This is a genomic window from Bradyrhizobium sp. IC3123 (assembly GCF_020193625.1).
Lineage (GTDB): Bacteria > Pseudomonadota > Alphaproteobacteria > Rhizobiales > Xanthobacteraceae > Bradyrhizobium > Bradyrhizobium yuanmingense.
In genome coordinates, this window is record NZ_JADYVF010000006.1 from 174,686 (window position 1) to 199,017 (window position 24,332).

Genomic DNA, 24,332 nt, shown 5'->3' on the forward strand with positions numbered 1-24,332 from the left:
CGCAAGGGGAGAAGGGAAGCGTGCCTGCGGAGACACGTTGCTTTCACAACATCACCCGCCGCCCCTCCTCCGCCGCCCAATATCCTGCGTAGTTCACCTTGATCGTCTCATAGGCCAGCGCGAGGTCCGACAGCGGCTGGCGGCCCGTCGCGACGCATTCCATGAAGTCCTGGATCTCCTGCAAATAGCCGCGCGTCCATTCCTCCTCGAGGCAGACATATTGCCAGCCGGTTTTGCGGTCGACCTTCTCGGTGATGTAGACGGAAGCGAGCTTCTCCTCGCTGGTCTGATAGCTCATCAGATGATTGTTGGGCGTGATGTTGGCAAACAGCGAGCCGCCGCTCGTATAGGTCTCGATCAGATTGCGCACGCCGCCCATGATCATGTCGCCGGAGAACACCGTCGCCTTGGTGCCGTCCGAGAAAGTGGCGGTGAGCGTGCCCCAGTCCTCGACATCGACGGGATTGGCCTTGATGTAGCTGCGCTCCTCCGGCTTGAGCCCGGCGGTGACGTTGCCGACATCGCCGGTGACGCTGGCGACGCGGATGCGCTCGCCGCGCGCCTTGGCTTCGACCTGCTTCAGATACAGCACGGCCGAGAGGGGATGGCAGCCCATGCGGATCAGCGAGCCGCCGCCGGTCATCGCCCATTGCGCGGCATGCGCGGCGTGCGAGCCGGAATGGCTCTCCTCGCCCTTCATGAACAGAATCTTGTCCTTGGTCGCCTTGATGATCTCGGCGGTCTTGGTTACGGCCGGCGCGTAGATCCAGTCCTCGGCATACATGAAGAGCTTGCCCGTGCGCTCGATCGCGGCCCGCGTCCTGTCCATCTCTTCGATCACGCGTTCATACATCAGCGCCTTCGGCACGTGCTTGCCGATCGGCTGCTGATCGCCTTCGCGGCCGAAATAGCCGGCGAACGGCTTTTCGCAGATGACGTGCTTGCCGGACTGCATGGCGGCGACGATCATCTCGGCGTGAAGATTGGGCGGGGTGCAGATGTCGACGACGTCGAGATCGCGGTCGGCGATCAGCTCGGCGAAGCTGCGGTAAACACACGGGATATTGTGATGCCCGGCAAACGCGACAACCTTGTCGCCGCGGGCAGCAACCGCCGCGACCTCGACGTCAACGCCATAGACGCGCCGGAACGCATACATGTGCAGCTCCGACACGAAGCCGCAGCCGACGAGTCCTACCCTGATCCTTGTCATAGCGCCCCCTTTGCATTGGGCGGCACTATAGCGCGCTCGGACGCCTAATCCACCGAGACCTGAACGACGCCCGCGCCCATGATGCATGGACCCGGCAGGGCCATCACACGTTGTTACTGCCGGTGGAACACCAGCGTGCGGACTTCGATGCTCTCGCGGGGCGCAGCATCGGCCGGCGTGGTCGGATCGACGAATGCGGTATGCGGCCCGAAACGGGTCCGGCCGTCGGTTGCGGAATCGTAGCACTTCAGCAGCAGCGCCTCATCCGGCGTCATCTCCGGGAAATAGAACCAGCGGTGGTTCGGATTGTATTTCACCGAATAGGTCTCGCCGCGGCGGTTGGGATAGATCAGGTCGGAAGCGACGAGGTCTTCCGGCTTGACCGTGGTGCCGTCGGCCATGGCGAGCGGTGAATCCCGCAAGGGACCGCGGATCGGCCGCCACAGATTGATCACCTGCACGCGCCCCTTCAGCAGCTCGTCGGCTTCATCAGGCAGATGCTCGCGGACGCGGTTGGTGCCGGACGCGATGGTCTGGTCGACATGGACGCGCGTGGCCGGCTGACGCGGGCCACCGTCGCGGATATCAGGCGCGCCCTCGACACGCTTGCGCACAGTGTGGTCGAAGATGACGACACGGTCGGCCTTCAGCGTCGCGCGCAGAAAGGCCTCCACGGCGGGATAATAGACCGCCCTCACCTCGTCCTCGTTGTAGAAATCCTTCACCTGCGTCGGATGACGCACCAACGCAAAGCCCTCGCGATCCAGCGAGAAGTTCTGCGCGATCAGCCGCGCATCGAAGATCGGCACCTGATGCGGCTCCGGCAGCGAGGTGGTTTTCGGCTCACCCGGCGGCGGATCGAACGCGTAGGTGCGCGGCTTGCCGTCGATCGGTGCGAGATAATTGAGTTCGGCGGTGACGAAGGGAAGCGATTCGATTTTTGTTTCTTGCAGGCCCATGGCCGGTCTCCCGATGTGGTCGTCGGATTGATCTTTGCGGGAGTGCGCCGTGCCGCAAGAGCTGCGGCGCAAATAGCAATAAGGGTGTTGTCGCGAGCGCTATGGGCAGGAGGATTGTTTCGAGGAACGCGATCAAGTTGGAAGTTGTCTTCCTGCTTCACGGATGCTTGAGCGCTTGAGAGGTCTCGTGCCCCGGACGCAGCGCATCACGAAGTGGTGCGCTGCTGAGCCGGGGCCCATCTAACCAAACGCAATCGGTGCGCCATGGGGCCGGCTCAGCGCAGCAGCGTTTCACGCTGCAGCGCGTCCGGGACACGAGAGTTGCGTAAAGGCTACAACCCCACCTTCGCGATCGCGTCCGTGAACGAGCGATCGACGATCTCCGCGGCATCCAGCTTCTGCTTGATCAGGCCCCAGCGGAAATAGAGGTCGATCGTCGCCTGCTCGTCTTTGACCACGCCGTCATCGATCGGCGCGATCCTGATCTTGGCGCGTGACAGCCAGTTCTGCGGCACGGCGGTGGGGATGTTCATCAACCTGCCCCAGGTCGCGGCATAGCTGTCGATATTTTTTAGCGACCAGGCCCGCGCCGCGGTGAGGCGGCGGATGAAATCGGTCAGCTCGGCGCGCTTGTCCCTGATCGCGTCGGCCCGCGCTACCTGGAAGCTCAGCCCCGGCGTCAGCCCTTCCGAGGTGATGACGCGCCGCGACTTGAACAGCACCTCCTCCTGGCTCACATACGGCTCCCAGGTCGACCATGCATCGACCGAGCCTTGCGTGTAGGCGATCTTGGCGTCGGACGGCGCCAGGAACGCGATCTGGACGTCGTTCGCGCTCCAGCCGTTCTTCTCCAGCGCAGCAAGGATCAGCTGATGGCCGATCGAGCCGCGGCCGGTCGCGATCTTCTTACCCCGGAGATCGGCAAAGCTCTTGATCGGCGAATTCTCGGGCACGAGGATGGCGAGCCCCTCGCGCGTCTGCCGGATAGCAGCGATCGCCTTCACCGGCGCGCCCGACGCGGCGGCGAAGGTGAAGGGCGCATCGCCAACGAGGCCGGTCTCGATCGCGCCGGCGCTGAGCGCCTCCAGAAGCGGCGCGGCCGCCGGAAACTCTCTCCACTCGATCTTGTAGGGCACATCCTTGAGCACGCCGGCCGCTTCCATCACGGCCTGCGCATTGCCCTTCTGGTCCCCGACACGGAGCGTGGTTTGCGCAGCTGCGACTTCGAACGAAGCGAACAGCAGCGCGCCGGCCAACATGAGGCGGATCATTCTGCGGCCTCGCCGCGAACGGCCTGGCGCTTGGCGACCAGCTCGCGTGTCAGCGGGATCAGCTCCCGGCCGTATTCGATGCTATCGATCAGCGGATCGAAGCCGCGGATTAGGAAATGGCTGATGCCGAGATCGTAATAGTCACCGAAGACCTCCGCAACCTGCTCGGGCGTGCCGACCAGTGCCGTGGTGTTGCTGTTAGCGCCGGTCAGCTTTGCGATCTCGGTCCAGAGCCGCTTGTCGATGCGGCTGCCCTGATCGGCGAGCGCGAGCAGGCGCCGTGCGCCGGCGGTGGCATGCCCGTCAGCGGGCTTGCGATAGCCGGTCTTGTCCTGGAGCGCGGTGGCGCGCGCGAGAATTTCCTCCGCCTTCTCCCAGGCCTGCTTCTCGGTCGGTGCAATGATCGGCCGCACCGACAGGCTGAAGCGCGGCGTCGGCCGCCCCTGCCGGACCGCGGCGTTGTGCACGCGCGAGGTGATATCGCGCACCTGCGCGTAGGATTCGCCCCATAGCGCAAAGGTGTCGGCATGCTTGCCAGCGACGTCGATCGCCGCATCCGAGGCGCCGCCGAAATAGACGCGGATGCCTTCGGGGCGATACGGCTTCACCTGCGAGAAGGCGTTCTCGACCTGGTAGTACCTGCCCTTGTAGCTGAACGGCTTGTCGCTGCTCCATTGCAGCTTGAGCACGTCGAGGAATTCAGAGGTGCGGGCATAGCGCTCGTCCTTGTCGTCGAGCGTGTTGCCGTCTTGCCGCAGCTCGGTGGCGTTGCCGCCGGTGATGACATGGAGCGCGACGCGGCCGCGGGAAAACTGGTCGAGCACGGCGAACTGCCGCGCCAGCAATGTCGGGGCGGTAAAGCCGGGCCGCTGCGCGATGAGCACGTTGAGCTTCTCGGTGTGATTGAGCACGTGCTGGGCGACCTGGAGCGCATCGGGCGAGGTCGAATGAAACGCCAGCAGCGCGCGGTCGAAGCCGGCATTCTCATGCGCCTTCGCCACCGTCTCGATATGGGTCGGATTGAGCACCGGTCCTTCCCGGACGATGGTCTCGGACGAATTGTTGTTGCTGATGAAGCCGATGAACTCGATCGACATGATCGTCTCCCTGTTGATCCCTAGAGGCCGAGTGCGAGGCGGCCGAGGCCGATGCGCGTGGAATCATCCTGCGGCGTGTGCACGCGGCCGCACAGCACGTCGCGATAATGCCGCTCCAGCGGATTGGCGCGGCTGAGCCCGTGGTTACCGGTCAACGACAGCGCGTCCTCGACGACGGCAACGGCGTTGTTGGTCACGGTCAGCTTGATGACGTTGGATTCACCGGCAGAGAGATCGACGCCATCGTCGAAGTCGCGGGCAGCCGTGTCGATCAAACGTGCGTTGACCGCAAGCCGCGCCTCGATGGCCCCGACGATCTCCTGCGCGCGGGCTAAGGTCGCCAGCGGCGCGCCGAGGCTGGCAGGCACGCGCTGCTTCAGGAAATTGATCAGCCAGTCGCGCGCGGCGCGGGCAATGCCGTCGTAGATCGCGGCGATGAAGACGGTGTGCACAGTCTGCTGCGTAACGTCGAGCGTGCGCCAGTCCGCCGGCTTGCGCAAATCGACCTCGGCATCGAGCGGGACCACGACGTCGTCGAAGATGACGTCGTGGCTGCCGCTGGCGCGCAGGCCGTGATGGTCCCAGGTCTGGACGATGCGCGTGCCCGGCAGGCCCGCCGGCACCAGGAACTGGCCGACGCGCGGCTCCGCCTCGTCGGTGCGCGCCCAGACCAGGTACCATTTCAGGATCGGCGATCCCGTCGAGTAGATCTTGTGGCCGGAGAGGCGCCAGCCGGTTTCGGTGCGCCGCGCGATCGTCGCCGGCAACCCTCCGCGCGCAGGCGAGCCGAGCTCCGGCTCCACGCGCAGGGCATTGATAAGGGCGATGCCCTCAACACTTTCGCGCGCGAGCTTGCGCGACAGTCGCGCCGGCCAGTTCGGACTGCGCGCCATCACGAGATGATTGATGTAGTGCATCGACAGCACCAGCGCGGTCGACGGATCGGCCTTGCCGAGAATGCCGAGCACGCGCGCGGCATAGCGCGCGCCGGCACCGGCGCCGCCATGAACCGCCGGCACCGTCAGAGACAGCAAGCCTGCCTCCGAGAGCTCGCGAAAATTCTCGAAGGGAAAGCTGCCGAGCCGGTCGTGCTCGGCCGCGCGCGCCGCAAAGCTTGTGGCAAGCGTCGCGGCGCGGGCGATGTAGTCCGGTTCGCTGTGAGCCGTGCGGCCCTTGGCTATCGAGGTCACCATGTGGCGTCCAGCCCCAACAGGCCAAGGATCTGGCGGCGCAGCTCAGCCAGATACGGATCGCCGCGATGGCGCGGATACGGACGATCGACGCGGATGTCGGCCTTCACGCGCGCGGGACGATCGCTGAACACGATGACGCGGTTGGCGAGCACCAGCGCCTCCTCCGCATCATGCGTCACCAGCAGCGTGGTGAACCCCTTGCGCTGCCAGAGCGCGACGAGCTCGGCCTGCATGGTGATGCGGGTCAGCGAGTCCAGTTTCCCCAGGGGCTCATCCAGGATCAGGATCTTGGGATCGTTGACCAGCGCCCGCGCCAGCGCGACGCGCTGCGCCATGCCGCCGGAGAGCTGGTGCGGATAGGCGTTGCGGAACGGCGAAAGCCCGACGAGGTCAAGCGCGTCATCGACGCGCTGGCGCTGGCTCCTCAAAATGCCCTGGGCCTCAAGGCCCAGGGCGACGTTGTCCCAGACCGACCGCCAGGGAAACAGGGTCGGATCCTGGAACACGACGACGCGCGAGGGATGCGGGTTCCTGATGCGCTCCTCGTCCTCCCGCAGCCTTCCCGCCTTCGGCTTGTCGAGGCCGGCGATCAGCCGCAGCAAGGTCGACTTGCCGCAGCCGGACGGGCCGAGCAGCGCGACGAACTCGCCGGGCTCGACCGAGATGCTGACGTCGCTCAGCACCGGCAGCTCGGTCCCGTCGATGTCGAAGGCGTGGCTGACCTGCTCGATATCGAGCGCGGCGCCGGTGGCCGGATGCGTGACCGCTTCGGCGAGAGCTGTGGCTACCATTTGACGGTCCCCTTCTGCCAGACCAGGAGGCGATCGCGGATCGCAAACAGCAGCGTGATTGCGCCGGAGCAGAGCAGCGACATCACGATCAGCGCTGCATACATGTTGGCGTAGGCGGCCCAGCCCTGCGCCCATTGCAGGTACCAGCCGAGCCCGGCCTTAACGCCGATCATCTCGGCGACGACGAGCACGGCAAAGGACGAGCCGAGCCCCATGAACAGGCCGACGAACACGTGCGGCAACGCGGCCGGGATCGCGACCTTCAGCACCAGGAACGAAGGCTTTGCCCCCAGCGTGCGCGCGACGTCGTAATAGGCGTTGCTGACGCTCGCGACGCCCGACCAGGTCAGCACGGTAACCGGGAAGCCCGTTGCCAGCGCGATCAGGAAGGTCGAGGCGCTCCAGCTCGACGGAAAGGTGAAGAAGGCGATCGGCAGCCAGGCGGTCGCCGGCAGTGGGCCGATGAAGCGCAGCACCGGATGCACCCAATAACCGACCGCGCGCGACCAGCCGATCGAGACGCCGGTTAGAAAGCCAATCGTGGCGCCGATCAGATAGCCGCCGAGCTGGAGCTTGATCGAGGCAAGGACGCTGTCGAGCAGCTTCGGCAGATCGTCGGTATAGACCTCGATGATCGCCTGCGGCGGCGGGAAGAACGGCAGCGGCAGCCAGGCGAATTTTGCCGTCGCGACCTCCCACACCGTCAGGAACACCCCGAGCGCGACCAGCCACGGCGCCCGCTTGTGCAGCGCCTGTCCCGCCGCTCCCAGATAGTCGGCACCGACAGTGCCGAACAGCGCGATCGCCGCGATGATGAAAGCCGCAATGCCAAGTGAATGCGTGCGCGACCAATCGCCGACATCCTGCCACCACAGGCAGGACAGGCCGAAGGCGATCCAGGCGATGCTGGCGAGAACGCCGGCGCCGGATTCTCGGACCCAGCTCGCCAGCAGCGGCACGCGCGAGGTGCACGGCGCGCCCGAGGCAAGGCCGTCAGACAGCGAATACGTCGACATAGATGCGCTCCGCGAATTTGGCGGTGTCGGTGCTCTGCTTGAAGACCTGCACGCTCTTGAGGTCGTCGGCATAGGCCTTGAGCTCGCGCTTCAAGATCTCGCCGACGGGATGATGATGGTGGGTGTGGTAGCGCACCATGCCCTCGATATCGGCGAGCGTCGCCGCCTTCGGCGCATAGGGCTGGAATGATTTCGCCGCGACCGTCGCATTCTGCGCGGTGAACATCGCGGCATCGAGCAGCGCCTGGGTGATGGCGCGCGCGACTTGAGGCTCTTCGCGCACGAGCGAGCCGCGCAGGCCGAGGATGCAGCAGCTCTTCTCGCGGTACTCCCCATCGAGATTTGAGGCGACCTCCTTGTACTGTGTGTCCTTGAGCCAGAGATAGGCGAGCGGATCGGACGACAGGAACGCCTGCACCTCGCCCTTCTCCACGGCAACGTTGAGCAGATTGCCGGGATAGGCGCGCCAGTCGACGTCCTTCACCGGATCGATGCCGAGTTTGGCCAATTGGATCGAGAAGAAGTTCTTGTCGGGACCGGCGAGATCGCCGACCGCGACGATCTTGCCCTTGAGGTCGGTCAGCTTCGAGACGCCGGAATCGGTGCGCGACAGCACCCGCATGCAGCCGCCATGGGTGCCCGCGGCGATCTTGACGTCAAAACCCTGCTCCAGCGGCTTCAGCCAGCGCAGCGCCATGCCGAGACCGGCATCGCTTTTGCCTGTCGCGATGGCCTCGAGCAGCTGGTCGGTCGAGCCGGAATAGTTGACGAGCTCGACGTCGAGATTATGCTTCTTGAAGAAGCCGTGCTCGATCGCGACCGGCACCGGCGCGAGGCAGACGGCGCCGGCATTCCACGACAGCTTCAGCTTGCGCGGCGCGCCAGTGAGCGCGGGTGCGTCAGAGGCCGTGCGGCACAGCGGAAACTCGGAGAAGTCGACACCCGGCGCGATGGCGCGCGGTGCGAAGGCCTGCGCGCCCAGCGCGCCGAGCGGCGCTGCGAAGGCCGCGGCAAGCCCTGCCTGAAGCAGGTGGCGCCGGTCGAGTTTCGACCCGCTGCGCTGGTTGTCGTTGGTCATTGGCCCCTGGCTCCTGCGCTGGCACGGCTCCGCCGTGTGCGCAACGGGTCGCGTTGCGCATGTTCCGTGCGGAGCTGCGTCTAAGAGAAAATTGTTCCGTCGGCGCTTGGCGCGCCATGTTGATGCGATGCGCAAATCATGCGGCGCGTTCGCGGCATCGTCAATGAAATGGATTTTCGAATGTTGCGCGAAGGGAAGACATTCTCTCCATCCGCGCATGGGCAAGCGATGAAAGGATTTTCGCAGATGCATAGGCACGCAGGGTCAACCGCGACTCCATCGCCTGCTGCATCCCTGTGCAGCGTCTGCCGCGCACGCTGCGCATTCTCGAAAGCGCCGGCCCGCTGAAACGTCATTGCCTGAAGCACGCACAATACGGTTGGCCATTTCATTGACGGCGCACCGCGCGCTCATAGACTTGATCGTCTCGCTGCACCGTTCGCTCACGCATCGTGAGCAACGCAACAAGACGGATCCAATGAGCATCAACTTCCACGACCATTCCATCACACGCCGGCTCGCCACCTCGCTGCTCGCCGCCGCCATCACGCTATCGACCGCTGCCGCATCGCTCGCCGCCGACATTGTCGTGCTGCGCGTCGGCGACCAGAAGGGCGGCAATCGCTCGCTGCTCGAAATCTCCGGCTATGCGAAGGACCTGCCTTACAGAATCGAATGGTCGGAATTCCCCGCGGCCGCGCCGATCCTCGAAGCGCTCAATGCCGGCGCGCTCGACGTCGGCTACACCGGCGATCTCTCGTTCCTCTCGGTCTATGCCGCGGGCGCGCCGATCAAGGCGATCGGCGGCACGCGCTCGGATGCGAAGACGCAGGCTATCCTGGTGCGTCAGGATTCGCCGATCAAATCGGCGGCCGACCTCAAGGGCAAGCGGCTCGCCGGCACACGCGGCGGCTGGGGCCAGTTCCTGATCGATGCGACACTGGAGAAGGCAGCGATCAAGCTGGAGGATGCGACCTTCGCGCCGCTCGGCCCGGTCGATGCCAAGATCGCGCTGCTCGCCGGCTCGATCGACGCCTGGGCGGTGTGGGAGCCCTACGTCTCGTTCGCGACGTTGAAGGACAAGGCTCGCGTCATCGCCAACGGCGAAGGGCTGACGCCGACCATCACCTTCATCGTCGCCTCCGACAACGCCATCGCCACCAAGCGCGCGGCGGTGCAGGATCTGGTGCAGCGCTTGAACAAGGCGCGACTGTGGTCGCTGGACCATGTCGCCGAATACGCCAAGAACACGGCCGAATTGACCAAGCTGCCCGAGGACGTGCTGCTGTCGGCCTACACCGCGCAGCGCACCGGCCCGATCGTGATCGACGAGAACGTGGTCAAGGAGGTGCAGGAAGCCTCCGACCGCGCGACGCGCTACGGCATCCTGCCGAAGAAGCTCGACGTCAGCAAAGCCGTCGACCGCAGCTTCACGGCTGCGGTCGCGGGATCGAACTAAACGATATGACCTTCGAACGGAGCCGCGGTGCCCGCTTTACCTCTCCCGCTTGCGGGAGAGGTCGTCGCAACGCGCCGGGTGAGGGCTTTCTCCTCTGGGGGTTCGCGCTCGCGGAAACACCCTCTCCCCGACCCTCCCCCGCAAGCGGGGGAGGGAGAGCACCATGTTCGCGGCCACAGGAAAATCCAACATGGCAAAGGGCCGCCGAATGCGCAGGCTTCGCCTCAGGCCAGGGCTATTGCATCTCGCCGCGATCCTGCTCATGCATGTTTGCATGCATGAGCCTGATCGTGTGGCTGTCATTCTAGCCGCGCGGTCTCACCAGTAGCCGCGGTAGTAGGGACGGTAGACACCAAACGGGCGGTGATAAACCCGGTACGGCCGGTAATAGCCATAGCTGTAATACGGACGGTACGGCCGATAATATCGCGGATAGACCGGTGCGTAGCCGTAGCCGCCGTAATAGGCGGGGGCGTAACCATAGCCGTAGCCCGGATATCCGTAGCCGTAGCCACCGTAATAGGGCCGGCCATAATAGCCGTAGCCGTAAGGAGACCCCGCGGCGATGGCGCCGCCGATGAGCGCGCCGGCTGCGAGACCGCCGAGGGCAAAGCCCCAGCCGCTGCCGCGCCAATGCACCGGTGTGACATTGTCACCGGCCGCAGCCTTCATCGTCGCAACGTTGGTCGGCATCGGGGCCGCCGTGGCCTGCCCGATCTGGGCCACCATGACCACCCCGGCCAATGAACAGGCAATCGCCGTCTTCCAGATCCTCATCGTCCTACTCCCTGTCTGACCTTTCGCTTGGAAAAAGGATCGCAGCGTCATGATCGGACATCCTTGCGCCAAGTCAAAGCATTGAATTTCAAAGCCTGGAGTTTGCGTGCACCGCACAAGACGCTTGCCTCCGTTCTGATCAACCGGTGCCCGGCGACGTCATCGCCTGTGACAGCCGCGCGACGGTGGCTGAGGCCCGATCACCCCGGCAAGGCATTAAGCTTCCCGTGCATTCGCAACCAACAACCACCTTCACGATTTACTATTCGTGCCATTACTATCGGTTCCAATGTGCGCGGCCGGGAGGCTTCTCGCGAGCGCCAGAGTTGTGGGAGGATCACATGAGTGCCGCGAGACCCGAGCCGCTTGCCCGTCAGGCGCTGGCGTTTGTCCTGGCCGGAGGACGCGGCAGCCGCCTGCTGGAGCTGACCGACCGCCGCGCCAAGCCGGCGGTCTATTTCGGCGGAAAGTCCCGCATCATCGATTTCGCGCTGTCGAACGCGGTGAACTCCGGCATCCGCCGTATCGCGGTGGCGACCCAGTACAAGGCGCACAGCCTGATCCGGCACCTTCAGATGGGCTGGAACTTCTTCCGCCCCGAACGCAACGAGAGTTTTGACATCCTGCCCGCCAGCCAGCGCGTCTCCGAGAGCATGTGGTATGTCGGCACGGCGGACGCGGTGTACCAGAACATCGACATCATCGAATCCCACGCCTGCCGCTTCATCGTCGTGCTGGCCGGAGACCACATCTACAAAATGGACTACGAGGTGATGCTGCGCCAGCACGTCGAGAGCGGCGCCGACGTCACCGTCGGCTGCCTGGAAATGCCGCGGACCGAATCTTCCGGTTTCGGCATCATGCATATCGACGAGAACGGCTGGATCCAGGAGTTCCTGGAGAAGCCGAAGGATCCGCCGCCGATGCCGGGCAAGCCGGACGTCTCGCTCGCCAGCATGGGCATCTACGTGTTCGACGCGAAATTCCTGTTCGACCAGCTCAAGCGCGATGCCGAGGACCCGAACTCGAACCACGATTTCGGCAAGGACATCATTCCCTACCTGGTCAAGAACGGCCGCGCGATGGCGCACCAGTACTCGACCTCCTGCGTCCGCTCCGGCAGCGACACTCGCGCCTATTGGCGCGACGTCGGCACGGTCGACGCCTATTGGGCCGCCAATATCGACCTTACCGACGTGGTGCCCGAGCTCGACCTGTTCGACCGCGCCTGGCCGATCTGGTCCTATGCCGAGATCACGCCGCCGGCGAAATTCGTCCATGACGAGGAGAGCCGGCGCGGCCAGGCGGTGAGCTCGCTGGTCTCCGGCGGCTGCATCATCTCCGGCGCGTCGCTGCGCCGCTCGCTGCTGTTCACCGGCGTGCGCATCAACTCCTACGCCAATGTCGAGAATGCCGTGATCATGCCTTACGTGAGTGTCGGCCGCGGCGCCCGCTTGAGGAACGTCGTGATCGACCGCGGCGTCGAGATCCCGGAAGGGCTCGTCGTCGGCGAGGATCCCGAGTTCGACGGAAAGCGCTTCCGCACCACCGAGCAGGGCATCTCGCTGATCACCCAGCCGATGATCGACAGGCTCAATACATGACGCCTGTTCGCGTCCTCGCGGTCGCCTCTGAAGTCTATCCCCTCGTCAAGACCGGCGGCCTCGCAGATGTCGCCGGCGCGCTGCCGGTTGCGCTGAAGGCGCATGGCGTCGAGATGCGCACCTTGCTGCCGGGCTATCCCGACGTGATGCGCCTTTTGTCCGGCACAGAGGAACTGCGGCGCTGGCCCGATTATTTCGGCGGCCCCGGCCGGCTGCTGGCGGGCTCGCATGCCGGGCTCGATCTGTTCGTGCTGGACGTGCCGCATCTCTATGCGCGGCCAGGCAACCCCTATGTCACCACTGACGGCGTCGACTGGGCAGACAACGGCGTGCGCTTCGCCGCGCTGTCGCGCGTGGCGGCCGATATCGGCCACGGCCTCGTGCCGGCCTTCGTGCCCGATGTCGTGCATGCCCACGACTGGCAGGCGGGGCTCGCGCCGGCCTATCTGCACTACGACAATCGTCCCCGACCCGGCACCGTGATGACCATCCACAACATGGCCTACCAGGGCAAGTTCGCCCCTGAGCTGATCGGATCGATCGGCCTGCCCTGGCATGCCTTCAACGTCAACGAACTGGAATATTTCGGCGGCATCAGCTTCTTGAAGGCCGGCTTGAGCCTTGCCGATCGCATCACCACGGTATCGCCGACCTACGCGAAGGAAATCCAGAGCGACGAAGGCGGCATGGGCCTCGGCGGCCTGCTTCGTGAACGATCCAACGTGCTGAGCGGCATCCTCAACGGCATCGACACCGAGGTCTGGAATCCGCAAACCGATCCCCACATCGCCTACCGCTTCGGCGCGGAAGACCTGACCTTCCGGGCCGCGAACAAGGCGGTGCTGCAGCAGCAGTTCAACCTCGATTCCTTGGACGAAGCGCCACTGCTCGGCGTCATCAGCCGGCTGTCGTGGCAGAAGGGGCTCGATCTCCTGATGGAGGCCATCCCGACCATCCTGCGCGAAGGCATGCAGCTCGCGCTGCTCGGCAGCGGCGACCGCGATCTGCAGGATGGCTACCAGGCCGCGGCCCGCGCCAATCCGGGCCGGATCGGCGTCGTGATCGGCTATGACGAGATTCTCGCGCATTTGATCCAGGCCGGCTCGGACGCGCTGATCGTGCCGTCGCGCTTCGAGCCGTGCGGCCTGACCCAGCTCTGCGCGCTGCGCTATGGCGCCGTGCCGCTCGTCTCGCGCGTCGGCGGCCTCGAAGACACCATCGTCGATATCGGCGAGGCCGACGCGTCCGGCCACGATGCCACCGGCTTCAAATTCGCCCCCGTGACGGCGGATGCCCTCGCCGGTACGCTGCGCAAGGCCAACACCGCCTTCCACGACAAGCTGACCTGGCGCCGCCTGCAACGCAGCGGCCTTGCGACCGACGTCTCCTGGCGCAACCGCGCCGGCGACTATGCCGCGCTCTATCGCGGGCTGATGGCGGCCCGCGCGTGAGTCTGCAAGCCGGTCGCGTTTGATAGTGGCTTTCGTAGCCTATCCTTCGAGACGCCCGCCTCCAGCGGGCTCCTCAGTATGAGGACGGAGAACGCGGCAACAAGTTCGGTGCTGCTGAGCCTCATCCTGAGGAGGCGCGCAAGCGCCGTCTCGAAGGACGAGGCGCGCGCAGACTGCCGCCCGAAGCGTGACCGTCGTCGAATCCATGCTATAGAGCGCGCATGGACCCGCTCATGATCAAGCTGATCGGCTTTGCCGCCGCCACCTGCACCACCGTCGCTTACGCGCCACAAGCCATCAAGGTATGGAAGACCCGCTCCACCGGCGACATCTCGCTCGGCATGTTCCTGGTGATGGTGCTGGGCCTCGCGCTCTGGCTCATCTACGGCCTGCTCTCGGGCGATGGCCCCCTGATCGCCTCGAACGCCGTCACCATGCTGCTCGCCGGCGGCATCCTGGTGATGAAGCTGAGATACGGGTGAAGTTGCGACGCTCCTCTTCCTTCTCCCCTTGTGGGAGAAGGTGGCGCGAAGCGCCGGATGAGGGGTTCGCTCCACGAGTTCATTGCGCGAGATTCCCCGGCGGAGAGAGACCCCTCACCCGTCTCGCCGCTTCGCGGCGATCCACCCTCTCCCACAAGGGGAGAGGGTAGAAGAATTCATCCAAACACATACGAGGCCATCGCCACATGCGCGACCTCGTCGACGAAGACGCGCCGTCCGACGTCGCTTCCCGCAGCACCGGCCGCCACCATCAGCGGCAGCAGATGGTCCTCGCGCGGATGTGCAAGGCGTGCGCTCGGCGCGTTCTCCCAATCGACCAGCATGGCATTGCGGCGCGCCGCATCGGGGTTGCTGATCGCCTCGTTCAGATAGGCCTCGAAATCATACGAGACGGGCTTGGACTCCGGACGGTTGAAGCCGCGCATGTTGTGATAGGTCAGGCCGCTGCCGACGATCAGGATGCCTTTGTCGCGCAAGGATGCGATCGCCTGCCCCACCTTGACGTGCTCGGCCGCGTCATAGCTGGACTTCAGCGACAGCAGCACGATCGGCATGTCGGCATTCGGATACATCAGCCCGAGCGGAACGAACGTGCCGTGATCGAAACCCTGGTCGGGATCTTCGCGGCAATCGAGGCCGGCATGCGTGAGCAGCGCCTTCACTTGCGCGGCAAGCTCGGGCTTGCCCGGCGCCGGATATTTGATGTGGTAGGTATGCTCGGGGAAACCGTAATAATCGTAGACCATCGGTGGATGCGGCGAGGTCGACACCGTGAAGGCGTCGGCTTCCCAATGCCCGGTGATGACCAGCACGGCCTTCGGCCTCTCGGGCAGAAGCTGCGGCAAGTTCGCGAACGCCTCGGCGGTCTTGGCATATTGCACCCGCCTGTCCTCCATGAAGGGCCAGGGGCCGCCGCCATGCGACAGGAACAGGGTCGGAAGTCGCGTCATCGGCTCGTCTCGTTGACAACAGGCACGTGCGAGCGGTCCGCACGATCGGCGATGAGCATAGGCAAAGCGGCATGGTTAGCAAGTCGTTAACGATTTGCCGCCCAGAATCCCCGCTGGGCCGAAGCAGTCGGCCTGAAGACAAGTGAGACGTACGATGAGGAAGTTTGCGCTGGGGGACGTCGTCAACAGTGACAAGGGCCGCCGCGGTGTCGTCCGCGCCGCCTTCAAGTCGCGGGATGGCCTGCAATTCTATGCGGTCGAGAAGGACGGCGCGATGGATTACCTGGAGGAAGACCGGCTCAGCCCGGCGCCGCGCGTCGAGCTCGCGGCTTAAATCCGCTTCATCTCCGGCCCTCATTTGCGAGCCGGTCGAGACGATCCGCGATCGGATCGTCGCCGCTCGCGATGCCATCGTTCGTGATCAGCAGCAGGCGATCGCCGCTAGCTGCGTCCCAGCGTGGCAGGTCGGGACCATGTAGGTCGGGACCATTGGGATCGCCACTTCGGGCGAAGTTTATCCAATAGGCGCGCATGCGGCCTGCGACCTCGCGGTCGCGCCGCGACAGGATGCCCGCACCGGGCACGCCTTCCGTACCGAAGATGAACTGCAGCTCGCGCCCGTGGCCGACGTCCGGATTGGTGCGCCTGGCCTCCGGCACATAGGCGAAGCGGTAGCGAAAGGTCGGCGCGCCGCCTGCCGCGTGCAGACGTGCCAGCAGCCGCACCGGCTCGGAAAAGACCTTGTCGGTGTAGATTCTTGCCGCGAGATCCGAAGGTCTGGTGAGATCGGGATAGAGCTTGCGCAATTCGCCGTCGCCCGCGCCCGGCGGCGCAAGCTCCCCCTTGATCGCGGTCTCGTTCTCCAGGCCGGTCTCGTCCTCGTTCGAGCCGATGATCAGGGGAATGCGGCTCTGGCGTCCGGCCGCAAAGCCCGCGGCGAGGTCCTCGGTCGCGAGACGTCCATCCATCATCGGTGCAAAGCTGTGCGGCGATGTCTCCAGCAATTGTTTCTCGGCGGCCAGCAGGCGCCGCGGCTCGACCGCGCGCAGATCCGTCTTCGGCGAAAGCGCGGCCACGAACTCCCGGCCGATGGCCTCCGCCTCTTCCGCCGAGCGCAGGCGCGCGCGGCCGGGCACCGATTGCAGAATGGCCTTGTGGAACAGATCGCGCGCTTGCGCGGACAGCATCAGCAGCGCAATCGATGTCGCGCCTGCATCGCTGCCGAACAGCGTGACGTTATCAGGATCGCCGCCGAACGCCGCGATGTTGTCGTGCACCCAGTGCAGCGCGGCGATCTGGTCCATCAGGCCGAAATTGCCGGAGCCGCCGTCCGACAGCGCGGGATGCGAGAGCCAGCCGAGCGCGCCGAGACGATAATTCACGGTGACCACGATGAGGCCCGCCTGCGCCAGCTTGGCGCCAACGAACAGCGCATCGTTCGCGGTGCCCGTGACGAACGCGCCGCCATGGATGAACACCATCACCGGCAACGGGCCGTCGACCCCGAAAGGACGAAACACGTTCAGCGTCAGGCAATCCTCGCTCGCCGCCGGCAGCGCCGGCTGAAGGCACGGCGCGCCGTAATCGTAGGCGGTGCGCATCTCCGAGCTTTCGGTCGTCGGCTGCGGCGGTTGCCAGCGCAGCGCGCCGAGCGGCGGCGCCGCGTAAGCCAGCCCCTTGAACGAGGCCACCTCGCCTTCCACGGCGCCGAGCATCTGCCCTTCACGCGTCAGCGCGAATGGAAACTGCCCGACCGGCTGGGCGACGGCCGAGCCGGCGCCACACAAGACTGCAATAGCCGCAACGAATGCAAGCAGGGCCCGCATCTTCGCAACGATCTCGATGAAGGGTTTTGGCAGGTTATGTCCAGAGCCGTCGGCAAGGCAAGCCTCGCGCCTTGAGCCTAACCGCCTTTGCCGATCAGCTCCGCGAGCGCGTGGCGCGCGACGATGCCGAGCTCGCCGAGCGTGGAGTGTCCCGCCCGCGCCGCCTCGATCAGGCGCTCGGCGATGAACCTGCGGCTGTCGTGATCGCCGCCATGCGGCAGTTGCCGGCACGTCTGCTCGAGGACGACGTCCATGTTCGCTTTGGTGCGTTCACTCAACTCTGTCATGACGCCCGGGCGGTACGCGTGGCTTGTAAGCGCAAGCATACACAGAAGGACGATGGCTGATTACCCCGGGCGATCACGGCCATTGTGCATCGCGGTGCGTGTGGTGCCGCAAGATTCGCGCGGTCACGAAGCCGCCGCAAACGACCACCCTAAGATTGCACTTGCTCTAATGACAAGCTGAGCCTGCGGCGATAGCCTGCCGCCAAAACAAGACATCCGGGAGGAATACCATGCCTGACGCAATGGTTGCCACACGTGCCTCCGATGGGCGCGGAACCGCTCTGCAGGTCGATGTTGCCGTGGTCGGCGCCGGATTTGCCGGCCTCTACCTTCTCCATCGCCTGCGCAAGGCGGGGTTCTCGGCGGTCGGGCTCGACGAGGCCGGCGATGTCGGCGGCACCTGGTATTGGAACCGCTATCCTGGCGCGCGCTGCGACATCCAGACCATCGATTACAGCTACACGTTCGATCCGGAGCTCGAGACCGCCTGGACCTGGTCGGAGAAATACGCGACCCAGCCCGAGATCCTGCGTTACCTCGGCTTCGTCGCCGATCGCTACGATCTGCGCCGCGATATCCGTTTCAAGACCAAGGTCACCGAAGCCAGATGGGACGAAGCGTCGGAGCGCTGGCTCATCACCACGGACAATGGGCCACCCGTCTCCTGCCGCCATTACATCATGGCGACCGGTTGCCTCTCCGCGCCAAAGCCGCCGGAGATCGACGGCGTCAAGGACTTCAAGGGCGAGGTCTATTTCACCGGGCGCTGGCCGCATGACGGCGTCGATCTCACCGGAAAACGCGTCGCCGTGATCGGCACGGGCTCCTCGGCGATCCAGTCGATCCCTGTGATCGCCGAGCAGGCTGCGCATCTGACGGTGTTCCAGCGCACACCGAATTTCGCGTTGCCGGCGCACAACGGCCCTGCGCCCGCGGACCGCATGAGCCTGTTGCAGAGCGACCGCGCGGCCTATCGCGAGCAGGCGCGGCAGTCGATGGCCGGCGTGCCCTACCCGCAGCAGACGGTCGTGAGTTGGCAATTGAGCGATGCCGAACGTCGCGAGCGGTTCGAGCGCGCCTGGGCGGCCGGCGACCTCGTCCACATCCTGACGCAGCTCTGGGCCGACCAGGCCGTAGACGTCGACGGCAACAAGATCGTCCAGGACCTGATCCGCGAGAAGATCCGCGTCGCCGTCAAGGATCCCGAGACCGCCGCGGCGCTGATGCCGGACGACCATCCTTTCGGCGCAAAGCGCCCCTGCCTCGAGACCAATTATTACGCAACCTACAACCGGCCGAACGTCACGCTGGTCAATCTGCGCAAGGAGCCGATCAAGGCGATCACCGCGAGCGGCATTTCCACGAACGGCCGCAGCTTCGACGTCGACGTCATCGTCTTCGCAACCGGCTTCGACGCCATGACCGGCGCGATCCGTGCCGTGCATCCGATCACCGGGCGCGGTGGCAAGTCGCTGTCCGATGTCTGGGCGCAGGGACCGCAGACCTATCTCGGCCTCACGGTCGAGGGCTTCCCGAACTTCTTCATGATCACCGGACCCGGAAGCCCGTCGGTGCTGTCGAACATGGCGGTGTCGATCGAGCAGCATGTCGACTGGGTGGTCGATCGCGTTGCATCGCTGCGCGATGCCGGCTTCACCACGATCGAGCCGACCGAGACGGCACAGGCCGGCTGGAACAGGCACATGGCCGACTGCTCGATGCTGACGCTGCACCGGCTCGCCAACACCTGGTACACCGGCGCCAACGTGCCCGGCAAGGTGCAGGGCCTGATGCCCTATACCGGCGGCGTCGGCCCTTATCGCAGCATCTGCGACGAGGTGGTCAGCCGCGGCATGCTCGGCTTCAAGCTCACCGGCCCCGATGGCGCCGTCCAATGCAATGACGGCGAGGTGGTGCGCCTGCAGCCGGACGTGCGGCTGGTGCTGAACCTGCTCGCCTCGCTCAACCTGCCGCCGATCGAGTCGATGGGCGCGCTCGGCGCCCGCGCCTTCGTCAACGAGTTCAACAAGGGCCGGCCTGCGGGGCGGCCGATCGGCGAGATCGTCGACGGCACCCTGCTCGTCGCCGACGGTGCGTTGCCCTACCGCGTCTACAAGCCGGCAACGCCGGGACCGCATCCGGTCGTGGTCTATTTCCACGGCGGCGGCTGGGTGCTTGGCGACGAGCAATCGGACGAGCCGTTCTGCCGCGACATGGTGCGGCGGACCGGCATGATGTTCGTCAGCGTCGGCTATCGCCACGCACCGGAGCATCGCTTCCCGACCGCGGCCGAGGACGGCTATGCGGCCACGCGCTGGATCGCCGAGCACGCCGCCGAGCTCGGCGGTAGGCCGGGCCCGGTGCTGGTCGCCGGCTGGAGCGCCGGCGGCAACATCGCCGCCGTCACCTGCCAGCTCGCGCGCGACCGCGGCGGGCCCTCGATCGCCGGCCAGCTTCTGGTCTGCCCGGTCACCGACTGCAGCTTCGATCGGCCCTCCTACAACGAAAATGGGACCGCCTACTTCCTGACGCGCTCGCTGATGTACTGGTTCTGGGACCTCTATTGCTCGCCGGCGGACCGCACCGACCCGCGGGTCGCCCCGCTGCGCGGCAAGGTTGCCGGCCTGCCGCCGGCCCTCGTGGTCACCTGCGAGTTCGATCCGCTGCGCGACGAGGGCATCGCCTATGCCGAGGCAATGGCCGCAGCGGGCGTGCCGGTCGAGCAATTGAAGGCGCGCGGCCACTTCCACTCGTCCTTTGCGATGGTGGACGTGGTGATCACAGGCGTGTCGGGACGGGTGCAGATGGCGGAAGCCTTGCGGCGCTTCGCCGGACTGCCGCCCAAGGTCGGCAGCAGTGACGGTCACGGAGATGGTCACGCCAGCCCGCGGCACGAGATCGCGGCCGCCGCGAGCTGACTCAGCCAAGAGGCGGCCGGGAACCTTTTCCCGGCTGCCGCGTTGGCTGACCTGTGGCATTGAGATGCAGCGACAGATGTATGGGCCCCGGCACGCGAGCACGTGTGCTGGGGTCGTGTTTTGCGTGAGGCAGGGCGATGGGGGACGTGGTCGGGGATTCAAAGGTCAATTTCGGCGCGCTTGCGGTGCTGCATAAATGGCCATCACTTGCCAATCAGCGCCAGCCTGACCGGGAGCCCTACCAGCTCATCGAAGGCACGCTCGACGATTGCATCTCGGCTTTCATGCAGAAACCGGCGACGACCCGGCACCTCTACGAGATCCGCACCGTAGCGCAGCCGCCGCTCGTCACCGAGATCCTCTCCCCCGAACACGTCCTCGAGCTGTCGCGCTTGAGAGAATTTCTCTGACGCCCTTCACAAGCGTGCGAGCAGGAACCTTCTTCCGGTTCTTCCCGTTGTCAGGGATCAAAGCAATGACGTGAGCGCCTCGAGATGTTTGACGCCGGCGTATCATCACCGATCGTGCCTTACGGAGCGGACCAGACCCTGTTCGTGGTGGTTGATCGCCGTGACGAGGCGACCGAAATCCGCATCGAGCGCAGCGATCTCGACACCACGATCGGCGAGCTCGTCGCCGGCTGCTTCAATGACCCGATCAAGGTGATCTCGTTCAACACGCTCGAGCACTGGATGAAGGATATCTCGTGCGACGTCGCCGGCGAGATCCGCGCACGCTGCGACATCTATGGAATAGAGCTCCCCGATTATCTCAGCGACTTCATCGAAAGCCATTCCCAAAGCGCGATGAAATGAAGCTCACTTGCCGAAAAGGACGGAGGTGCGCTCCCTCCCTGCTTGCGGGAATGACTATCGCATTTGGGAGTTTTTCTCTGCGGCCATCCTTCGAGACGCCCGCTTTGGGCGGGCTCCTCAGGATGAGGGCGGAGTGCGCGGCAGCAGTTCCAACGAGCACTGATGCTGATTAGCCTCATCCTGAGGAGGCGCGTCAGCGCCGTCTCGAAGGACGAGGCGTGCGCGCAGGCCGCCGCCACAAGTCATATCCGATAGCCCTGCGCTTGCGGGAGAGGGAGTGCACCTCCCTTGTAGCAATCGAACCTGATCCATCGTGCTTTAGTTGCGGCGGCGTTTGCCGGCGATGACCTCGATCTCGCGGCGGCGTTCGCCCGCGAAGGTCAGCAGCTTTTCGATCGTCAGCGTATCCGTAATCCGTTTGGCGAGCCGCTCGGCGCGCGCAGCCTGGTCTTCGAGATACTGGATCGTGTTCAAGCGTCGCCTCCCCCAAAGCCCCGAATTGTGCGGACAGCCATGCTGCTTGAGAAGCCGCTAACAGCCGGTTAAGCGCGCCCGCACGGTCGCGACGCGTGGCGCCCTATTGCACGACTTCGAGCCTGACATTGGTAATGCCCTTGTCGACCATGCCGAGCGCCTCGGCGGCCGACGGCGAGATGTCGACCACGCGTCCGCGCACGAAGGGCCCGCGATCGTTGACCCTGACCGTAACGAAACGGCCGGAGGAGGTCTCGGTAACGCGCAGCTTGGTGCCGAACGGCAGGGTGGGATGCGCCGCGGTCAATTCGTTCCTGTCGAACTTCTCGCCGCTCGCGGTCTGCGTATCCGAATAGAAGCTGGCGATGCCGTGCGAAGCGGTTTGCTTTGCGTCACGGTCGGTGACGCGCGCCCGGCTGATGGGGCGTGGATGCAGCGCCGCCACCCTGTGCGGGCGCTCGACCGCGGCTTGCCGGGTTGTTCCGGCGAGATCGGCTGTCTGACGGCCGACCGGCGATTGCGAGCAGGCAGCGAGCGATGCGGCACCCAGGACCGCGAGCAATAACCGGCTCGAGCTCGCCAGCGACATCCGGGCAGTTTCGGCACTTGCAATGCGAGACATGATGCGCCCTCCGAACAACCCCAAGTTTCGGTGGGCAATGAGGGCAGAACCTTGTCGGAACAAAAGCGGCTCTGGGGCCGCCTTCGTTTCGCGCCAGCTGTGGCGATTCCACCACAGTGACCTGTTCAGAATCGGGACAGATCAGCGAAGGATCAGCCCGATACGCCCCGCGAGCCGCGTTTTCGGCGCGGCCCGATTTCTAGTACTTCGGCTCGTACATCTGCGACTGGACCAGGGCCTTCACGTCGTTGGGCGCGGGTCCGTCGGCGAGCGCGCGTTGATAGGCCACATCCGCAACCGCCGCCGCGATGCGCACGGAGACCTCGCGGATACGCGGCAGTGCCGGATAGAGGCTGCCCTGAGCGAGGTCCTCCTTGCCGACGCAATCGGCGAGCGCGTGGGCCGCCGCCATGAACATCTCATCGGTCACGAGGCGCGAGCGGCTGGCGATGACGCCGAGGCCGACGCCCGGGAAGATGTAGGAATTGTTGCCCTGGCGCGGCACGAAGCTGCGGCCGTTGAGCTTGACCGGATCATACGGACTGCCGCAGGCGAACAGCGCGCGTCCCTCCGTGTAGCGATAGGCATCCTCCGCCGAGCACTCGGCTTTCGAGGTCGGGTTGGAGAGCGCGAACACGATCGGCTGCTCGTTGAGCTCGGCCATCGCCTTGAGCACGTCGGGCGTGAAGGCGCCGCCGACCGCGGCGACGCCGATGATCGCCGTCGGCTTCAGCGTCTTGATGGCGGTGAGGAAGTCGGCGATCGGCGCCTGACCGGCATGGGCATAGCGGAGCTTATGGCCAGAAAGGCCTTCACGGCCGCTGACGACGAGACCGCGGGAATCCACCAGCCAGTTGCGGCGAAGCGCGTCCGCCTCGGACGCGCCTTCCGCCATCATGGCGGAGACCACGAGGTCGGCGATGCCGGTCGCCGCCTCGCCCGCGCCGAGGAACAGGATCTTCTGATCCTTCAGCTTGCCGCCGGAGATGCGCAGAGCCGAGAACAGGCCGGCGAGCGCCACCGCCGCGGTGCCCTGGATGTCGTCGTTGAAGACGCAAGCCTCGTCGCGATATTTGTGCAGCAGCTTGAACGCCGAATGATTGGCGAAGTCCTCGAACTGGATCAGCACGCCCGGGAACGTCTTGCGCGCGGCTTGCATGAACTCGTCGACGAAGCTGTCATAGGCCTCGCCCGTCAACCGCCGCTCGCGCAGGCCGAGATAATAGGGATCGTTCAACAGCTCTTCGTTGTTGGTGCCGACATCGAGCACGATCGGCAAGCACGCTTCCGGATGCACGCCGGCGCAGGCCGAATAGAGCGATAGCTTGCCGACCGGGATGCCCATCCCGTTGGCACCGAGATCGCCAAGTCCCAAAATGCGCTCGCCGTCGGTGACGACGATCAGCCTGGCCTGGTAGGGCCAGTTCTTCAGGATCTCCGCGATCTGGCCGCGGTCGCGCGAGGAGATGAACATGCCACGCGGCCGCTGGAAGATCAGGCCGTATTTCTGGCAGGCAAGCCCGACCGTCGGGGTGTAGATGATCGGCTGGATCTCGTCGATATTGTCGACGACGACGCGGAAGAACAGCGCCTCGTTGCGGTCATGCAGCGCGTTCAGGGCAACGTATTTTTCCAGGTCCGTCGGCAGCGTGCGCAGATTGGTGAGCACGCGCTGAGCCTGGGTCTCCATCGTCAGCACGCAGGGCGGCAACAGGCCGCGCAAGCCGAGTGCGGCGCGCTCTGCTTCCGTGAAGGCCGTGCCCTTGTTGAGCAGGGGGTCGCGCAGCAGCGTCATGCCGTGCGCGGTGTCGGATGATGTCGAATGGGCGCTGACCCGAGCAGGTCTATTCACGATTCCCCCAAGGAGTTTCTTATTGAACCACGACCATTGTCGGCCAGCGTTCAATCGAGATCAAGGAGACTCCGGCCGCGATCGTGATCTCGCACCGCAGCAGATTTTGCAAACGCCTGGCACTTGCGCGCGAAAAGGTTGAACGCGCCAACCGGGGCGCGCGTTGGCGGACCCAA

At 65.2% G+C, this 24,332-nt stretch carries 23 protein-coding genes; 8 read left to right on the forward strand and 15 right to left on the reverse strand.

Going from position 1 to position 24,332, the window contains the following annotated elements:
* Positions 1–43: 43 nt before the first annotated feature.
* The 8 genes from I6F20_RS21445 to I6F20_RS21480 all read right to left on the reverse strand — a co-directional run bounded on the left by I6F20_RS21445 (position 44) and on the right by I6F20_RS21480 (position 8,618).
* Complete coding sequence (locus tag I6F20_RS21445) at positions 44–1,213, reverse strand: Gfo/Idh/MocA family protein (protein ID WP_225127718.1); 1,170 nt, start codon at positions 1,211–1,213, stop codon at positions 44–46.
* A 113-nt stretch (positions 1,214–1,326) separates the two neighbouring features.
* Positions 1,327–2,172: a CmcJ/NvfI family oxidoreductase gene (locus I6F20_RS21450; protein WP_225127719.1), complete on the reverse strand. Its 846-nt coding sequence runs from the start codon at positions 2,170–2,172 to the stop codon at positions 1,327–1,329.
* Positions 2,173–2,504: 332 nt separating this feature from the next.
* Positions 2,505–3,443, reverse strand: coding sequence for an ABC transporter substrate-binding protein (locus I6F20_RS21455; protein WP_225127720.1), 939 nt, complete (start codon positions 3,441–3,443; stop codon positions 2,505–2,507).
* A complete protein-coding gene (locus I6F20_RS21460; protein ID WP_225114506.1) occupies positions 3,440–4,540 on the reverse strand; it encodes an LLM class flavin-dependent oxidoreductase in 1,101 nt (366 codons plus the stop codon). The genes I6F20_RS21455 and I6F20_RS21460 overlap by 4 nt, the downstream gene beginning before the upstream one ends.
* A 20-nt stretch (positions 4,541–4,560) precedes the next feature.
* Positions 4,561–5,733, reverse strand: coding sequence for an acyl-CoA dehydrogenase family protein (locus I6F20_RS21465; protein ID WP_225114507.1), 1,173 nt, complete (start codon positions 5,731–5,733; stop codon positions 4,561–4,563).
* Positions 5,727–6,524 (reverse strand): ABC transporter ATP-binding protein, encoded by a 798-nt coding sequence (locus I6F20_RS21470; protein ID WP_109144910.1) that lies wholly within the window; start codon positions 6,522–6,524, stop codon positions 5,727–5,729. Before I6F20_RS21470 ends, I6F20_RS21465 begins: the two co-directional genes overlap by 7 nt.
* Positions 6,518–7,540, reverse strand: a complete 1,023-nt coding sequence (locus I6F20_RS21475; RefSeq protein ID WP_225127721.1) for an ABC transporter permease — start codon at positions 7,538–7,540, stop codon at positions 6,518–6,520. Before I6F20_RS21475 ends, I6F20_RS21470 begins: the two co-directional genes overlap by 7 nt.
* Positions 7,518–8,618: an ABC transporter substrate-binding protein gene (locus tag I6F20_RS21480; RefSeq protein WP_225127722.1), complete on the reverse strand. Its 1,101-nt coding sequence runs from the start codon at positions 8,616–8,618 to the stop codon at positions 7,518–7,520. Before I6F20_RS21480 ends, I6F20_RS21475 begins: the two co-directional genes overlap by 23 nt.
* A gap of 478 nt (positions 8,619–9,096) precedes the next feature.
* On the opposite strand from I6F20_RS21480, the gene I6F20_RS21485 reads away from it, so the two are divergent.
* Positions 9,097–10,077, forward strand: coding sequence for an ABC transporter substrate-binding protein (locus tag I6F20_RS21485; protein WP_225127723.1), 981 nt, complete (start codon positions 9,097–9,099; stop codon positions 10,075–10,077).
* Between the two features lie 318 nt (positions 10,078–10,395).
* Here the strand turns inward: I6F20_RS21485 and I6F20_RS21490 are convergent, their stop codons facing one another.
* Positions 10,396–10,854: a hypothetical protein gene (locus I6F20_RS21490; protein WP_036006709.1), complete on the reverse strand. Its 459-nt coding sequence runs from the start codon at positions 10,852–10,854 to the stop codon at positions 10,396–10,398.
* Positions 10,855–11,195: 341 nt separating this feature from the next.
* Between I6F20_RS21490 and glgC the strand changes: the two genes are divergently transcribed.
* The 3 genes from glgC to I6F20_RS21505 all read left to right on the forward strand — a co-directional run bounded on the left by glgC (position 11,196) and on the right by I6F20_RS21505 (position 14,391).
* Positions 11,196–12,458, forward strand: coding sequence for a glucose-1-phosphate adenylyltransferase (gene glgC / locus I6F20_RS21495; RefSeq protein WP_036006706.1), 1,263 nt, complete (start codon positions 11,196–11,198; stop codon positions 12,456–12,458).
* Positions 12,455–13,909, forward strand: a complete 1,455-nt coding sequence (gene glgA / locus I6F20_RS21500; RefSeq protein WP_225127724.1) for a glycogen synthase GlgA — start codon at positions 12,455–12,457, stop codon at positions 13,907–13,909. Before glgC ends, glgA begins: the two co-directional genes overlap by 4 nt.
* A gap of 221 nt (positions 13,910–14,130) precedes the next feature.
* Positions 14,131–14,391 (forward strand): SWEET family sugar transporter, encoded by a 261-nt coding sequence (locus I6F20_RS21505; RefSeq protein ID WP_025037992.1) that lies wholly within the window; start codon positions 14,131–14,133, stop codon positions 14,389–14,391.
* 176 nt (positions 14,392–14,567) lie between these two features.
* Here I6F20_RS21505 and I6F20_RS21510 read toward each other — a convergent pair whose 3' ends face one another.
* Positions 14,568–15,362 (reverse strand): DODA-type extradiol aromatic ring-opening family dioxygenase, encoded by a 795-nt coding sequence (locus I6F20_RS21510; protein ID WP_225127725.1) that lies wholly within the window; start codon positions 15,360–15,362, stop codon positions 14,568–14,570.
* Positions 15,363–15,516: 154 nt separating this feature from the next.
* Between I6F20_RS21510 and I6F20_RS21515 the strand changes: the two genes are divergently transcribed.
* Positions 15,517–15,696: a hypothetical protein gene (locus tag I6F20_RS21515; protein WP_212290232.1), complete on the forward strand. Its 180-nt coding sequence runs from the start codon at positions 15,517–15,519 to the stop codon at positions 15,694–15,696.
* 7 nt (positions 15,697–15,703) lie between these two features.
* Here the strand turns inward: I6F20_RS21515 and I6F20_RS21520 are convergent, their stop codons facing one another.
* Together I6F20_RS21520 and I6F20_RS21525 are read right to left on the reverse strand one after the other, a co-directional pair.
* Positions 15,704–17,188: a carboxylesterase/lipase family protein gene (locus I6F20_RS21520; protein ID WP_225127726.1), complete on the reverse strand. Its 1,485-nt coding sequence runs from the start codon at positions 17,186–17,188 to the stop codon at positions 15,704–15,706.
* Between the two features lie 77 nt (positions 17,189–17,265).
* Entirely contained in the window at positions 17,266–17,514 is a 249-nt protein-coding gene (locus I6F20_RS21525) for a hypothetical protein (RefSeq protein WP_036006688.1), read from the reverse strand.
* A gap of 191 nt (positions 17,515–17,705) precedes the next feature.
* On the opposite strand from I6F20_RS21525, the gene I6F20_RS21530 reads away from it, so the two are divergent.
* From I6F20_RS21530 to I6F20_RS21540, 3 genes are all read left to right on the forward strand, one after another.
* Positions 17,706–20,393: a flavin-containing monooxygenase gene (locus I6F20_RS21530; protein WP_225127727.1), complete on the forward strand. Its 2,688-nt coding sequence runs from the start codon at positions 17,706–17,708 to the stop codon at positions 20,391–20,393.
* Positions 20,394–20,530: 137 nt separating this feature from the next.
* Entirely contained in the window at positions 20,531–20,803 is a 273-nt protein-coding gene (locus I6F20_RS21535; RefSeq protein WP_036006682.1) for a hypothetical protein, read from the forward strand.
* An 84-nt stretch (positions 20,804–20,887) separates the two neighbouring features.
* Entirely contained in the window at positions 20,888–21,208 is a 321-nt protein-coding gene (locus tag I6F20_RS21540; protein WP_036006679.1) for a hypothetical protein, read from the forward strand.
* 318 nt (positions 21,209–21,526) lie between these two features.
* Here the strand turns inward: I6F20_RS21540 and I6F20_RS21545 are convergent, their stop codons facing one another.
* From I6F20_RS21545 to I6F20_RS21555, 3 genes are all read right to left on the reverse strand, one after another.
* Positions 21,527–21,682 (reverse strand): hypothetical protein, encoded by a 156-nt coding sequence (locus I6F20_RS21545; RefSeq protein ID WP_192893313.1) that lies wholly within the window; start codon positions 21,680–21,682, stop codon positions 21,527–21,529.
* A 103-nt stretch (positions 21,683–21,785) separates the two neighbouring features.
* Positions 21,786–22,304, reverse strand: coding sequence for a septal ring lytic transglycosylase RlpA family protein (locus I6F20_RS21550; protein ID WP_225127729.1), 519 nt, complete (start codon positions 22,302–22,304; stop codon positions 21,786–21,788).
* A gap of 199 nt (positions 22,305–22,503) precedes the next feature.
* Positions 22,504–24,156, reverse strand: coding sequence for an NAD-dependent malic enzyme (locus tag I6F20_RS21555; RefSeq protein ID WP_074448138.1), 1,653 nt, complete (start codon positions 24,154–24,156; stop codon positions 22,504–22,506).
* Positions 24,157–24,332: the final 176 nt, after the last annotated feature.

Coding starts and splice junctions, on each gene's coding strand:
- I6F20_RS21445 (WP_225127718.1), bottom strand. CDS start 1,213: ATGACAAGGATCAGGGTAGGACTCGTCGGCTGCGGCTTCGTGTCGGAG.
- I6F20_RS21450 (WP_225127719.1), bottom strand. CDS start 2,172: ATGGGCCTGCAAGAAACAAAAATCGAATCGCTTCCCTTCGTCACCGCC.
- I6F20_RS21455 (WP_225127720.1), bottom strand. CDS start 3,443: ATGATCCGCCTCATGTTGGCCGGCGCGCTGCTGTTCGCTTCGTTCGAA.
- I6F20_RS21460 (WP_225114506.1), bottom strand. CDS start 4,540: ATGTCGATCGAGTTCATCGGCTTCATCAGCAACAACAATTCGTCCGAG.
- I6F20_RS21465 (WP_225114507.1), bottom strand. CDS start 5,733: ATGGTGACCTCGATAGCCAAGGGCCGCACGGCTCACAGCGAACCGGAC.
- I6F20_RS21470 (WP_109144910.1), bottom strand. CDS start 6,524: ATGGTAGCCACAGCTCTCGCCGAAGCGGTCACGCATCCGGCCACCGGC.
- I6F20_RS21475 (WP_225127721.1), bottom strand. CDS start 7,540: ATGTCGACGTATTCGCTGTCTGACGGCCTTGCCTCGGGCGCGCCGTGC.
- I6F20_RS21480 (WP_225127722.1), bottom strand. CDS start 8,618: ATGACCAACGACAACCAGCGCAGCGGGTCGAAACTCGACCGGCGCCAC.
- I6F20_RS21485 (WP_225127723.1), top strand. CDS start 9,097: ATGAGCATCAACTTCCACGACCATTCCATCACACGCCGGCTCGCCACC.
- I6F20_RS21490 (WP_036006709.1), bottom strand. CDS start 10,854: ATGAGGATCTGGAAGACGGCGATTGCCTGTTCATTGGCCGGGGTGGTC.
- glgC (WP_036006706.1), top strand. CDS start 11,196: ATGAGTGCCGCGAGACCCGAGCCGCTTGCCCGTCAGGCGCTGGCGTTT.
- glgA (WP_225127724.1), top strand. CDS start 12,455: ATGACGCCTGTTCGCGTCCTCGCGGTCGCCTCTGAAGTCTATCCCCTC.
- I6F20_RS21505 (WP_025037992.1), top strand. CDS start 14,131: ATGGACCCGCTCATGATCAAGCTGATCGGCTTTGCCGCCGCCACCTGC.
- I6F20_RS21510 (WP_225127725.1), bottom strand. CDS start 15,362: ATGACGCGACTTCCGACCCTGTTCCTGTCGCATGGCGGCGGCCCCTGG.
- I6F20_RS21515 (WP_212290232.1), top strand. CDS start 15,517: ATGAGGAAGTTTGCGCTGGGGGACGTCGTCAACAGTGACAAGGGCCGC.
- I6F20_RS21520 (WP_225127726.1), bottom strand. CDS start 17,188: ATGCGGGCCCTGCTTGCATTCGTTGCGGCTATTGCAGTCTTGTGTGGC.
- I6F20_RS21525 (WP_036006688.1), bottom strand. CDS start 17,514: ATGCTTGCGCTTACAAGCCACGCGTACCGCCCGGGCGTCATGACAGAG.
- I6F20_RS21530 (WP_225127727.1), top strand. CDS start 17,706: ATGCCTGACGCAATGGTTGCCACACGTGCCTCCGATGGGCGCGGAACC.
- I6F20_RS21535 (WP_036006682.1), top strand. CDS start 20,531: ATGGGGGACGTGGTCGGGGATTCAAAGGTCAATTTCGGCGCGCTTGCG.
- I6F20_RS21540 (WP_036006679.1), top strand. CDS start 20,888: ATGTTTGACGCCGGCGTATCATCACCGATCGTGCCTTACGGAGCGGAC.
- I6F20_RS21550 (WP_225127729.1), bottom strand. CDS start 22,304: ATGTCTCGCATTGCAAGTGCCGAAACTGCCCGGATGTCGCTGGCGAGC.